Consider the following 12,782-nt stretch of genomic DNA (forward strand, 5'->3'; position numbering starts at 1 on the left):
ACGGATAAGAAATGACGGCCAACAAGACCTACGGGACGGTAAGCGTAGAGAGACTCAAGGAAATGAGCGGGCTTGCGTTCGTACAGGGTCTCACCAGCGGAGCGCTCCCGCTCAACACCATGGCGCAAACGCTCGGCTATGACATCGTCGAGGCGGAAGCCGGTCGTGCAGTTCTCGAAATCGTGCCGACATCGGCGCATCTAAATCCTTGGGGAACGGTCCATGGCGGGTTGACCGCCACGTTGCTCGACAGTTGCATGGGTCTGGCCGTTCAGTCAGTGCTGGAGCAAGGCCTTGGCAGCACGACTCTCGAATTCAAAATCTCTCTGATCCGCCCGATCACGCCGGAGACGGGCTTGATCAAAGCCGAAGGGAGAGCGCTCAATGTAGGGCGCCGCGTCGGCCTGGCGGATGGCCGCATCACCGACAGCAAAGGCCGCCTGCTCGCACACGGCACCACTACTTGTCTTGTCTTCGAACTCTGAAAAGCAAAAAAAGCCGGGATTGATCCCGGCTTTTTCGATTCTGCGACAGTCACTCCGCCGCGGTTCGCGAAGCGACGATCTGGTCGGCCTGCTTGCCGGTCAGTTCGGCAAGATGATCGAAGCGGAAGCTCAAGCCCCCAACTCCCGCAGTTGCCGAGCGCACCTCGACGATCAGATCGCCGATCGCGGATTCCGGCAGCAGCGCCCGCGCCAGATCCCATCCGTCCCAGCCGTCGCGCGCCTCGAAGCCGAGGATCTGCCCGCGCCGTTGCGACAGGATCGCGTTGATCTTCGCGGTCGCATCGTTCGGGCAGGAAATCTCCACTTCAAAGATCGGCTCCAGCAACACCGGCTGGCATTGCGGCAGTGCTTCGCTCATCGCGAGACGCCCCGCCATCTGGAACGCCATGTCGGACGAGTCGACCGAGTGATACGAGCCGTCGGTCAACGTGACCGCGACATCGACCACCGGAAAACCGAGCGGCCCGGCTTTCAGAGTATCGCGCACGCCGATCTCCACCGAAGGCACGTATTGTTGCGGCACCACGCCGCCCTTGATGGTGTCACCGAACTGGAAACCGGTACCGCGCGGCAACGGCTTGATGTCGAGCACCACGTCGCCGAACTGCCCGTGCCCGCCCGACTGCTTCTTGTGGCGGCCGCGTTGCGTTGCCGGCTTGCGGATCGTTTCGCGGTAACCGACGCGCGGCGGGTGCGTGTGCACCTTCACGCCGAAGCGCTGTTGCAACCGCTCCAGCGCGACACGCAGGTGCATCTCGCCCTGCCCCCACAAAACAATCTCGCCCTGGTCCGCATTGTGGACCACGGTCAGCGACGGGTCTTCGTCCGCGAGCTTCGAGAGCGCGAGGCCGAGCTTCACGTCGTCCTTTCGTTCCGCCGCCGAGACGGCGAGCGACATGACCGGAGGATATGGCGTCACCATGCCGAGCGCAGGCGCGTTCTTTCCGGTGGTGATCGTCTCGCTGGTCGTAACCGGATCGAGTTTCGCAAACGCGGCCACGCTGCCGGCTTCCGCCGGGCCACGCTTCGCGTTCTGCGTGCCCTGCACGTTGAACACGCCGCCGACGCGAGCGCTCTGCCCCGAACTCGCAGTAACGGTCGCGCCTTCCGCAATTTCGCCTGACAGCACGCGCGCGATGGAGAATTTTCCGCCATGCGCGGTGTGCAGCGTCTTCATCACGTCCGCCACGCCATCGCCGTTGCCTGTGAGCTTGAGACGCGCGGCGGTCTGCGCGATGCCCGGCGCTTCATGTCGAAGCGCCTTGAGCAGCCGCAACACGCCGTTGGTCCGTAACGCCGAACCGATCAGCACCGGGCAGATCGAACCTTCCCGCAATTCCTTCGCGAGATCGTCGAACACCTTGTCGCGAGGCGGCGCGATGTCTTCGAGCAGTTGCTCCATCAGTTCGTCGTCGTGATCGGCGAGCCGCTCCAGCATCGAGAAGCGGGCGTCCTTCTCGCGGCTCGCATTGTCGCCTTCCAGATCGACCACCTCGCTCGCCGTATGCTCGCGGTAGATGAACGCGCGTTCCAGCGCGAGATCGACAAAGCCACGCACGATGCCGTCTTTCCAGATCGGAATCTGGCGCAGCACGAGGGGAATCCGCGACGCCGGCTGCAACAGCGCCAGCGTCTCGCGCACGCGCTGGTTCGCCTTGTCGATCTTGTTGATGAACAGGAATCTCGGAATGCCCTGCGCTTCCAGTTCGCGCATTACGAGTTGGAGCTGCGGCACTTTCTTCGGGTCCGCCTCGCAGACCACGATGGCCGCGTCGACCGGCGGCAATACCGCGCGCATGTCGTGCGCGAACTCGACCGAGCCGGGACAATCGATGAAATGATAGGTTTCGCCCAGAAATTCGGCGGTCGCGAAATTCGCTTCCACGCTCATTTTGTGGGAGCGCGCCTCCGCGCTGGAATCGCCGACCGAAGTTCCCGCATCCACCGAGCCGGGCCGCGCGATGGCGCCGGTGCGCGCGAGGATCGCTTCCAGCAAAGTAGTCTTTCCGGACTGGAATGGACCGACGATCGCGATTGCGCGCGGTCCCTTGCGACTTATGCCGTTTGCATCTTTCGGATTGTTTGCCCCGGCATCGCTGTTGCGTACGGGGCCTTTATTGTCAGCCATCGACACCTCCCTGACCCGGTGGTGTCGAGCGCCGCTCGCCCGGCCTGACCGGGGTACCGGCCGAGAGAGGGCGGCCGGGAAATGATCGTTTCAGCGAAACGATGCCAGCGCAAGCACTCGATGCTGTGCAGCGCAGCGCGCGGTGCGCAGCCCCGGAGCGCTGCTTAAAACTTCAATTCAAACTTGCCCTTGACCTGCTGCTCCAGCGAAGTCGTGGAAGCGTTCGCGGCATAGAGAAGGCCGACCGTGTGGAGCGGCGTAAGTCGGATATCGAAACCGCCCTCCGCAAACAGCGTTTCGCGCGCCATCGGCACGCCGCGCACCGTAAAGCCCGTGCCGGTGTTCTGGAACGTGAAAGTCGCGGAATCCGCGCCCAGGCGCGCGCCTGCCTGCTCATCGGCGAAGGCGAAGCGCTGCAACGCGCGGCAAACTGCGACTCCGAGTTTGAACGTGCGAACGCGATCGTGAATGTCGCGGCTTTCGTCGAAACCATGACCATGACGATGAAGCACACCGAAATGCTGCAATATTTTCTGATGCGCGATAGCGGCTACATGGTGCTGCTCTCGCTGGTCGTGAGCGCGCAACGCTCGCCGGACGGCACCGTCTCGACCATTCCCTACCAGGAGATCTCGCGCCGCTTCGGCATTTCCCGCGCGCATGTCCATAATGTGGTGAACGACGCGCAGGATGCAGGCTTGCTGCGTGTGCTCGCGCCGGGACGATCGGAAGTCGAACTGCTGCCACGCTTCTACGAATTGTTCGACAAGCTGACCGCGGATTCACTGAATACGGTTGAGCGCCGCTTCAACGAGGCGCTTACGTTTCTGCAAGAGAACAAAGCCGCCTGACAGCAAAAACAAACGCGGCCCGGAAGATTTTCCGGGCCGCAGACTTTTATTCGCGCAGAAAACTTAGTGCAGGCGAAGCTGGCCGACACCGACTGAAAGGCCGACGCCTACGTTGCCTTCGCCTGAGAGCGGCTGCAGCGCGACCGTGTTGCGCGAGCCGCCGACCAGCACGTTACCGCCGATGCCGAGGCCGAGCGTAATGTTGCCCGAAGCGCCGGTGTAATTGCCGCGCAGATCACCCGGATAGAGGCGGCGGTTATGGGCGTGAACCGCCCAGACCAGCACGCCGCCGGCGCTGATGTTCACGTCGAGGCCGACGCGCTCGATCGACGCACGATAGCGATGCACGCGCCCGCGGTTGATCGGATAAAACGCGCAGCTTGCATGGCGCACGGAGCCGATGATGAAGCTCACGTTCGGCGCGACGCGACATTCCAGCGTGCCGACGCGCTCGTAGCGCGCTTCGGCGGGGGTGACCGCGAATGTGAAGACTGCGGCCAGCGCCGCGAACACGGCGAGTAGACGACGGTTCATCGATTGCTCCCTTTCACTTGCTCACTTGAATATGTACGCCCCTAAAGGCGCGGAACCGGAGGTTCCACGAGTGCCGCATGACATAAGTCGCCAGCGGAACACAAGTTCCCGTTTGCCGCGCATTTTTGCAGCGCAAAACCACACGACTTTCGGCCAATGGTTTACGCGGCACCCGGCATCGTCGCAGGCGGAATGAAATAGGCCAGCCGCTTCACGTTCTGCAGGTTCGAGAACGAGACGTTATCGGTGGTGGAATTACCGCCGAACGTGCCGCAGCCGAGCGTGAACGAGGGACACAGCGCTGTGGTCAGGCCGCTCACGCCCTGCACGCCCGGCGAGTTGACCAGGATCCGGCTCGCCGGAATCAGCAGGCCGAATTGCTGCGCCAGCGCATCCGATTGCGTGTGGATGATCGCGGTATGGCCCGCGCCCTCACCATCAAGAATGGCGCGGCTGAGCCGGAAACCTTCCTGGTCGTCATTGACCGTGAACAGGGAAAGAATGGGCGTGAGCTTCTCGCCAGCCATCGCATGTTTCTGTGCAACCGCCTCGTTCGGCATCGGCACCACGATCAGCTTGATCGGATAATCGCGCTTGATCCCCGCCACGTTGGCGATGGTCTGCGCCGACTGGCCGACCACGATGGGAATGAGCTTGCCCTTCTTAGGATCGACAGCTTTGGCGAGGAAAACTTTTCTCTCCTCATCATTCAGCACTGCGGCGCCGTTCTGCTCCAGTGCCTTCACGAACTCCGCGCGCACCGAAGTATCGACCACGAGATTATGCTCGCCGCCGCAGATCAGGCCGTTGTCGAACGGTTTGCTGACCACGATGGCATAAGCCGCCATCGGAATATTCGCATCCGCCGCGATGAAGGTCGGCGCGTTACCCGGACCGACGCCGAGCGCGGGCGTGCCGGAAGAATATGCCGCGCGCACCATGCCCGCACCGCCGGTCGCGAGCACCAGCGATACGTCCGGGTGACTCATGAACTTCACGGTCTTGGTGCGGCTGCCGCGCGCCTTCACCCATTGCACGATGTTTTCCGGCGCGCCGTGCGCTTTCAGTACCTTCTGCATGATTTCGCAGGTGGTGTTACCAACGCCGAGGCAGGCACGATGAAAACTGAGGATGAGCGCGCAACGCGCTTTCAACGCGATCAGCGTCTTGAAGATCGCGGTCGCAACCGGATTCGTGACCGGCACGAGACCGAACACCACGCCCGCCGGTGTCGCGACTTCGTGGATCTTCGTCTTGTCGTCGGATTTGAGAATCCCGCGTCCGGTTTTCCCGGCGAGCGATTGGTAGACACCCAACGCCGCGTGCGCGTTCTTCGTAGTCTTGTCGGTGACGTTGCCGAGCTTGGTTTCCTTCACCGTCGCTTCGGCCAATGGCAGCGCCTGCTCGGCAATCGCCGAGGCAAGCGCAAGCAGCAGCGCATCAACTTTCTCTTCCGGCCAGTTTTCGAACTCGGCCTGCGCCACTTTCGCCTTCGCGACCATTTCGTCGACTTCCGGGTCCGGCGCATTGGATTCAAGGAAGGTTTCGAGGCGCGTCGCGGCCTGCCGCAGCTTCTCGGAAGCATCGCGGCCGAGCGCGCGCACCACGTTCAGCGCCAGCGACGGATGCGACTTCGCGAGATCGTCGATCGCCTGCGCGGAAAGGAAGTACGCCTTCACGTCGGTTTCCGCGATGGCGCTGGCCGGACGCGGCTTGCCGTCGAGCAATACGAACTCACCGAACAGTTGCCCGGCGCGCGCGTAATCCAGCACGCTGTCGGTATCGACATGCTCGGAATGGCCGAGTTCGATCCGCACATCCCCCTTCTCGACGATGTAGCAGCCGTCGCCCTTGTCGCCGGCGTGGAAGATCGCCGTGCCGGCCTTGAAATCCATCGGCTTCATCGCGGCGGTTAAAGTCGATTTGCAATCGGCACTCAGCGTGTCGAGCGGTTGCGGAAAGTTCATTGCCGTTCCCTCAATGCTAGATCGAAAAATCGCGTTCTGCGGCCGGAGTTGGCTTGGCTGACGGCGCTTCGAGCGAAACCAGCGGCGTGCGCAGCTTGCCGCCGAAAGCGGAGTGCACATCCGCGAGCGCCATCGCTTCCGCGCGGCCGATGGAAATGACCTCGACCGGTGTCAGCGCCTTCACCGTCGCGATACGGCGCACGCCTTGCAGCGTCGAAGTCTCGCCGAAGTGGTCGCCTTCTTTGATGGTTTTCACACGCGTCTGCCCGTTCTCGCCGTCGAGCAGCACTTCCGCCTCGCCTTTCCAGAGCAGGAACATGCGCTGGCCGACATCGCCCTGCCGCATGATGATTTGCCCCGGCTCGAAATATTCGCGCGCGACGCCCATCTGCTGTTCGACCTTCATGTTCACGATGTCGCGGCCGATGAAAGGCCACATCATCCAGTCGGCGACGAGCCGCACCTTGCGGTCCCATGACGGCACGAACATCAGGAGCAGCGAACGCCAAGCCACCCACGCGGCAAATCCCTTAAGCCGGAAGCCGCGCACATGCGCGACCGCGCGGCGGCGGCCCAGCGCACAGGCATCGCCAAGTCCGGTGAAACGATAGGGTTTCGGCTCACGATGATAGATCGCGCGCTTGATGTTCTTCGCGATCTGGCGGCCCGCGGTCAGCGCGTAGATGCCGAGCGGCGGACAAATGCCGCCCTTCGGATGCGGGACGGAAGCGCAATCGCCGCCGGCCCAGATGTCCACTTCGCCGCGCACGCGGCAATGCTCGTCCGCCATGATGCGTCCGCGGTCGTCGCGCGGCAGGTCGAGCTTGTCGAGCAGCGGCGACTGCGCGGTGCCGGTGCAACTGATGATCGTGCGCGTGGATATTTTCTCGCCGTCATCGAGCACGACTTCTTCCGCCGTCGCCGCCGCGACCTTCCGGCCCGGACGGAAATCCATTCCGCTCTTCGCCACGAACTTCTCCGCCCATGTCACCAGCGGCTCGTGATGTTCGTGCAATTCGGGAAGAATGCGCGCGGTCGAATGAACCAGCACGACACGCGGCTCCTCCGGCCTGATGCCGGAATATTCCTTGCGCACCACCGTTTGCAGGAAGTGCTGTAACTCGGTCGAAACCTCCACGCCGCCATAGCCGCCACCCGCCACGACGAAAGTGAGCAGCCGCTTGCGCTCTTCCGGGTCGCTCTCGGCCTCCGCCATCTCCAGCATGGAGAGCAGGTGGTTGCGGGTCTTGAAGCAGTCCCAGTAAGTTTTCAGCTTCAGCGCGTGTTCCGCGATGCCGGCATAACGGCCGAGGTCGTCGGTGGAGCCGAGCGCGAATACCAGATGATCGAACGTAAGCTCGCTCTGCTTGCCGTCGAGCAGGCGCGCCACCGTAACTTTACGGTTCTTGATATCGATCGCCTCGATCTCGGCGTTGTAGAATCTCGCCGGAGGAAAGATGCGCCGCGCAGGCGAGATGATCTGTCCCGGCTGCACCTTCCCGGTCAGCATTTCGTGCACGAAGCCGTGGAACGTATGGAAGTTATCGCGGCTGACGATGGTCAGCTCGCAATCGCCGCGTTTAATCGTGCGCCGCAATCCCCACGCCAGCGTGACGGCGGTATAGCCGCCACCGAGGCATAATACTCTCGTCGGCATCGACCCTCTTCCCTGAACGCAAACGCCGAGCCACGACGCTAACGCGTCGGGCTGCCATTCGTCCACGCAGACGGCGGCAGCGTTCGGCTCGAATTTTCGGCAAATTCGCTGTTAGCGCAGCGAACCGCAGAAGCGCTGGATGCGACGCCCGGCCTCTTCCAGTTCCTTCTCGGAAGTGGCGTAGGAAATGCGAAAGGCCGGTGACGATCCGAACGCCGCGCCGTGTACGACGGCGACGCCCTCACTTGCCAGTAACTCTTTCGCGAAGTCCTCGTCGTTCTCCAGCTTCTTGCCGGAAGGCGCGGTCATGCCGAGCGTACCCGCACAGGAGGGGTACACATAGAAAGCGCCTTCGGGGGTCGGGCACTGGATGCCCTTCGCCTGGTTCAGCATCGACACGATCAGGTCGCGGCGGCTCTTGAACGAGACGTTATGCTTCTCGATGAAATCCTGCGGGCCGTCGAGCGCCGCCACCGCCGCCCATTGCGAGATCGCGGATGGGTTCGTGGTGGACTGCGATTGCAGCGTGCCCATCGCCTTGATGAGCTGCTCCGGCCCCGCGGCGTAACCGATACGCCAGCCGGTCATGCAATAGGCCTTCGACACGCCGTTCAGGGTCAGCGTGCGGTCATACAGCGAAGGCTCGACCTGCGCCGGCGTCGCGAACTTGAAGCCGTCATAGACCAGCTTCTCGTACATGTCGTCGGTCAGCACCCAGACATGCGGGTGCTTCTTCAGCACATCCGTCACCTTCTTCAGGTCGTCGTGCGAGTAAGCCGCGCCGGACGGGTTCGACGGCGAGTTGAAGATGAACCACTTGGTCTTCGGCGTGATCAGCCGCTCTAGATCGGCGGCCTGCACCTTGAATCCATGCTCGGCCTTCGTCGGCAGCGGCACCGGCTTGCCGCCGCAGAACTGCACGATGTCCGGATAGCTGACCCAGTACGGCGCGGGGATGATGACCTCGTCGCCGGGATTGATGGTCGCGACCAGCGCGTTGAACAGCACCTGCTTGCCGCCGGTGCCAACCGACACCTGCGAAGGCTTGTACTTCAGGCCGTTGTCGCGCTCGAACTTGCGGCAGATCGCGGCCTTCAGTTCGGGAATGCCGTCGACCGCAGTGTATTTGGTCTCGCCGCGCTGGATCGCCGCGATCGCCGCGTCCTTGATGTGCTGCGGCGTGTCGAAATCCGGCTCGCCCGCGGAAAGCGCGATCACGTCTTTCCCCGCCGCCTTCATCTCGCGCGCGACGTTGGAAATTCCGATCGTGGGCGACGGCTTGATGCGCGAGAGCGCATCCGAAATGAAGGCCATTTTCTTTGTCCGGTTTGCGGTGCGAGCGGGCCGCTTGGTACCGGCGAAATCCGCCTAGGGCAAGGCTCCGCGCGCATGACCCGGTTGCGCCATCCCGTCCAGCCATTTTTCGAGCGCGGCGAAGGTGACATTCGCACCCCGCACGACCCGGCTTTGCGTCGAGGCATCGGCATGGTCGAACAGACGTGCCAGGATCGCCCGGAAGGATGTCCATTGCGCACCGGCCTGCGCGCCATAGCCGGAATAGAAGTGGAGCGTTTCGCTGACATCTCCGCCGAAATGACCGAGCAGGCGTTTGCGGATCAGTTTGCCGCCGAGCGTCGCGCCTTCCAGCACATAGAGCGCCCCCATTCTTTCTTCGTCGCTTTCGAAACGCGGAACCGGCGCAACCATTTGCGGCTGCGAACCCTCCCCGGCCGCCTCAAGGTCCTGCCGTAGCCAGCCGGTCTTTTTCCGGCTTCCGAGTTCCGCCGCCAGCGGCGGCGAAAGCGTATCGAACACGGCCCTTTCGAAAGGCGAATAGAAGACGAATAGGTGCTGTAACAACCTGTGGTATTCCGCTAGGGTATAGGTGTCGGCGAAAATCGCGCGCATAGGCGGCGACTGCTCGATCGACAAGTGCGCTTCGGACGTCTCTTGTCGAAGCTTTGCCACAATCGAGCTGCCATCTGCTTTGGGAGAGGGATGGCTAGCATCGCCGACGCTGTTTTCCGGCATTGAAAAGACCCTCATTTGCCCGACCTCTCCAATCCGAAACCGAACTTCGCGCAGTCCATCGTCAAATTGCAGGCGGAAGGGAAATCTTTCGACCGCGAGATTTGCGAACGCGAACCTATCCGCACCCCCGGCGCCATTCAACCGCACGGCGCGCTTGTGGCGTATCGCATCGAAGACGAACGGATCGTCCTGTGCAGCGAGAACATCTCCGAATTTCTCGCCACTGATCCAACTGAAACTCTCGGAAAATATGCGAGCGAGATTTTACCGGACGCTATAACGCTCGCGATCCGGACCGATCTGGAACAGAATCTGGTCTCGGCAAACAATCCTGCCTGCTACGCCACTACATTGAACCTGCGGCTGCCAAGCGCCTGCTGGATTCACGCACGCGGCGGTCTGGTCTTCGTCGAACTGGAAAACGTCCAGATTTTCGGCGGCATTTCCGCATCCGGCTACAGCCGCACGATTGAACGCGCAGTCGAAGAGATGCGCGACACCGAGACCCTCGAACAGCTCGACGCAACCGTGCTGCGTGCCGTTCGCAAAATTACGGGCTACGAGCGTACGTTGATCTACCGTTTTGACGAAGACTGGAACGGCGACACCACCGCGGAAGATATGCAGGGGGGAAGTTATCAACCCTTCTTAGGTTTGCGGTTTCCCGCGTCCGACATTCCGCGTCAGGCACGCGAACTCTATTCCGAGAACCTGCTCCGCATAATGACCGACCGCGATGCCACGCCGGTCCATGTGCTGCAATCCGCCGATGTATCCGCACCGGCGGATCTTTCCGGAGCGCGGCTGCGCGCCCAGTCTCCGGTCCATCTCGAATATCAGCGCAACATCAATGTGAATGGCGCGATGTCGGCTTCGGTCATGAAGCAGGGCAAGTTATGGGGACTGATCGTCGGCCATCATCGTCAGCGGCTGCCCGTCTCTCCGCAAGCCGCGCGCGGCGTCGTACATCTGGTGCAAAGCTATGCAATGCGCCTGAATGACCTGGAAGAACGCGCGTCGCGGAGAAAGCGCGGCGAACAACAGCGCATCTATTCCGCGTTGCTCGAACAGATGGCAGTGCGCGACGATTTCGTCGAAGCGCTGACGTCCAGCCCGGTCGGGTTGCCCACGCTGCTCGACGCCGGCGGCGCTGCCATCGTGCGCGGTGGCGCGATCGATTGCATCGGCAATTGCCCGCCGCAGGCCGCGATCCTCAAACTACTCGCAGCGATACCGCTCGATGGAGAAACCGGCACGCTCGCCACCGACCAATCTTCCATATGGCTGGCGGAATTCGGCGATCATGCGAAAACCGCGAGCGGCGTACTGGTTGTTCCGCTCCGTGATGAAGCCGGAACGCGAATTCTTTGGTTCCGCCCCGGTGTCGCGGAGACCGTAAACTGGGCCGGAAACCCGTCAAAAGCGATGAGCGAAAGCGGGACGCAACCTCTGCCGCGGCGCTCGTTCGAACGCTGGACCGAGGAACGTTCGGGACGCTCCGTGCCTTGGTCGCTCGAAGACATCGAAGTTGCAACTTCGCTCGGCTTCTCGATCAGCGAGGTCATTCTCCGCCACGGCCGCAAGATCAGCGCCCTGAACCAGCGGCTGTTTCAAGCCGAACGCACCACCGCCGCGCAGGATGTCACCGAAATCGCGCTGCGCACCGCACTTCAGGAAAAGGACACGCAACTCGCACAGAAAGACTTTCTGTTGCGCGAAGTCGATCATCGGGTGCGTAACTCGCTGGCGCTGATTTCTTCCATGCTGCAGTTACAGGCCCGCTCCACGCTGGACCCGAACACCCGCCAGCAATTCGTTGAAGCGAGCCGGCGTGTGGTCACCGTGGGCCAGGTCCATCAGCGCCTGTACCAGACCGGTGAACTTCGCGCGCTCAACTTCGGCGAATATCTGCGCGCGCTTACTGCCGATCTGTCGGAGAGCGCTGGCCCGGATTCCAGAAAGCGGCTGATTCTGGAGACCACCGACGTCACCCTCAACGCCGACATCGTGATGCCCCTCGGTCTCATCGTGAACGAACTGGTGACGAATGCCTTCAAGCACGGCGACCGGCGAGACGCGCTGCTCACCGTGAACGTCTCCTTCGCACAAACCGGCGGCGACATGCGGCTTATCGTCGAGGACGACGGCACCGGCCTTCCTGAAAACTTCAGTCCGAAATCAGGCACCGGCCTGGGCATGCGTCTCGTCAATGGACTGATTAGGCAGCTTAACGCACAGCTAGAATTCGAATCCGGGGACGATGGGACGCGGTTTATTGTCATCGTCCCGAAAAAACCCGAGCATACCACACCCTTCCCTCGTCGCAAGCCTGAAGCCGCGGCTTCGCCATGTTTGGCGTGTTGCTGGACGGCGGTGGAAGTGGAGGCTGGTCTTGTTCACGCTCTATTCGATGCAGACCTCGGGCAACAGCTACAAGGTGCGCATGCTGCTGTCGCGCCTCGCGCAGTCCTACAGGCTGGTCGAGATCGACCGCTTCAAGGGCGAGAACCGCACGCCCGAATATCTCGCCAAGAACCCGGAAGGACGCGTCCCGCTACTCGAACTGGACGACGGCCGCCGCCTTGCCGAGTCGAATGCGATCCTCGTTTATCTCGCCGAGGGCACGCCGTACCTGCCCGCAGACCGTTTCGAATATGCCGAGACCCTGCGCTGGATGTTTTTCGAACAGCACAGCCACGAACCTGCCATCGCGGAAGCGCGGTTCTGGCTGCATCTGGTGCGCGGTGGCCGCGAACTGCGCACCCACGACATCGATCAGTGGATGGAGCGCGGCTACGAGGCGCTTGCGTTGATGGAGCAACATCTGGCGCGGCACGACTATTTCGTCGGCGCGCGCGAAACCGTGGCCGATCTCGCGCTCTATGCCCATACCCATGTGGCCCATGAAGGCGATTTCGACCTGAGCGGCTTCCCCGCCCTGCGGCGCTGGCTCGCCCGGATCGAAGGCAATCCCGGCCATGTCGGCATAGATCACGAGCATCCCCACCGGACCCTGGGCCTGCCGCCCGCAAAGTCGGCATTTCCGGCCTAGCAGGCCCAGAGCTTCCAGAGCCTGTTTTCCGGTGCCGGACGCGGCATTTGGGGGAA

The 12,782-nt window shown here is 62.3% G+C and carries 11 protein-coding genes; 4 read left to right on the plus strand and 7 right to left on the minus strand.

What is annotated here, in order from left to right; translation table 11 throughout:
• Window positions 1-11 precede the first annotated feature (11 nt).
• Window positions 12-485 (plus strand): PaaI family thioesterase, encoded by a 474-nt coding sequence (locus KF794_11430; GenBank protein ID QYK44382.1) that lies wholly within the window; start codon window positions 12-14, stop codon window positions 483-485.
• A gap of 49 nt (window positions 486-534) precedes the next feature.
• Here KF794_11430 and KF794_11435 read toward each other — a convergent pair whose 3' ends face one another.
• Together KF794_11435 and KF794_11440 are read right to left on the minus strand one after the other, a co-directional pair.
• Entirely contained in the window at window positions 535-2,634 is a 2,100-nt protein-coding gene (locus KF794_11435; GenBank protein ID QYK44383.1) for an elongation factor G, read from the minus strand.
• Window positions 2,635-2,798: 164 nt separating this feature from the next.
• Complete coding sequence (locus tag KF794_11440) at window positions 2,799-3,053, minus strand: hypothetical protein (GenBank protein ID QYK44384.1); 255 nt, start codon at window positions 3,051-3,053, stop codon at window positions 2,799-2,801.
• A gap of 45 nt (window positions 3,054-3,098) precedes the next feature.
• Here KF794_11440 and KF794_11445 point away from each other — a divergent pair, with 45 nt between their 5' ends.
• The gene (locus KF794_11445) at window positions 3,099-3,485 is read left to right on the plus strand and encodes a hypothetical protein (protein QYK44385.1); all 387 of its coding nucleotides are present in this window, start codon (window positions 3,099-3,101) and stop codon (window positions 3,483-3,485) included.
• Window positions 3,486-3,548: 63 nt separating this feature from the next.
• Here the strand turns inward: KF794_11445 and KF794_11450 are convergent, their stop codons facing one another.
• The 5 genes from KF794_11450 to KF794_11470 form a co-directional block, all read right to left on the minus strand.
• Window positions 3,549-4,019, minus strand: a complete 471-nt coding sequence (locus KF794_11450) for a DUF992 domain-containing protein (GenBank protein ID QYK44386.1) — start codon at window positions 4,017-4,019, stop codon at window positions 3,549-3,551.
• Window positions 4,020-4,180: 161 nt separating this feature from the next.
• Complete coding sequence (locus tag KF794_11455; protein ID QYK44387.1) at window positions 4,181-5,986, minus strand: aldehyde dehydrogenase family protein; 1,806 nt, start codon at window positions 5,984-5,986, stop codon at window positions 4,181-4,183.
• A gap of 16 nt (window positions 5,987-6,002) precedes the next feature.
• Complete coding sequence (locus tag KF794_11460) at window positions 6,003-7,643, minus strand: FAD-dependent oxidoreductase (protein ID QYK44388.1); 1,641 nt, start codon at window positions 7,641-7,643, stop codon at window positions 6,003-6,005.
• Window positions 7,644-7,754: 111 nt separating this feature from the next.
• On the minus strand, window positions 7,755-8,957 hold the full coding sequence (locus KF794_11465; GenBank protein ID QYK44389.1) for a pyridoxal phosphate-dependent aminotransferase: 1,203 nt from the start codon (window positions 8,955-8,957) through the stop codon (window positions 7,755-7,757).
• 54 nt (window positions 8,958-9,011) lie between these two features.
• Window positions 9,012-9,611 carry a biliverdin-producing heme oxygenase gene (locus KF794_11470; GenBank protein QYK44390.1) on the minus strand — a complete coding sequence of 200 codons (600 nt, stop codon included), beginning with the start codon at window positions 9,609-9,611 and terminating at the stop codon, window positions 9,012-9,014.
• 78 nt (window positions 9,612-9,689) lie between these two features.
• On the opposite strand from KF794_11470, the gene KF794_11475 reads away from it, so the two are divergent.
• Together KF794_11475 and KF794_11480 are read left to right on the plus strand one after the other, a co-directional pair.
• Window positions 9,690-12,581 (plus strand): GAF domain-containing protein, encoded by a 2,892-nt coding sequence (locus KF794_11475; protein ID QYK44391.1) that lies wholly within the window; start codon window positions 9,690-9,692, stop codon window positions 12,579-12,581.
• Complete coding sequence (locus KF794_11480) at window positions 12,538-12,726, plus strand: hypothetical protein (protein ID QYK46741.1); 189 nt, start codon at window positions 12,538-12,540, stop codon at window positions 12,724-12,726. Before KF794_11475 ends, KF794_11480 begins: the two co-directional genes overlap by 44 nt.
• Window positions 12,727-12,782: the final 56 nt, after the last annotated feature.

This window comes from Xanthobacteraceae bacterium (assembly GCA_019454205.1).
In the GTDB taxonomy this organism is placed as follows: Bacteria; Pseudomonadota; Alphaproteobacteria; order Rhizobiales; family Xanthobacteraceae.

Excerpts from the sequence above, each read along its gene's own strand:
- KF794_11435 (QYK44383.1), bottom strand. The coding sequence starts at position 2,634 with ATGGCTGACAATAAAGGCCCCGTACGCAACAGCGATGCCGGGGCAAAC.
- KF794_11430 (QYK44382.1), top strand. The coding sequence starts at position 12 with ATGACGGCCAACAAGACCTACGGGACGGTAAGCGTAGAGAGACTCAAG.
- KF794_11455 (QYK44387.1), bottom strand. The coding sequence starts at position 5,986 with ATGAACTTTCCGCAACCGCTCGACACGCTGAGTGCCGATTGCAAATCG.
- KF794_11450 (QYK44386.1), bottom strand. The coding sequence starts at position 4,019 with ATGAACCGTCGTCTACTCGCCGTGTTCGCGGCGCTGGCCGCAGTCTTC.
- KF794_11460 (QYK44388.1), bottom strand. The coding sequence starts at position 7,643 with ATGCCGACGAGAGTATTATGCCTCGGTGGCGGCTATACCGCCGTCACG.
- KF794_11465 (QYK44389.1), bottom strand. The coding sequence starts at position 8,957 with ATGGCCTTCATTTCGGATGCGCTCTCGCGCATCAAGCCGTCGCCCACG.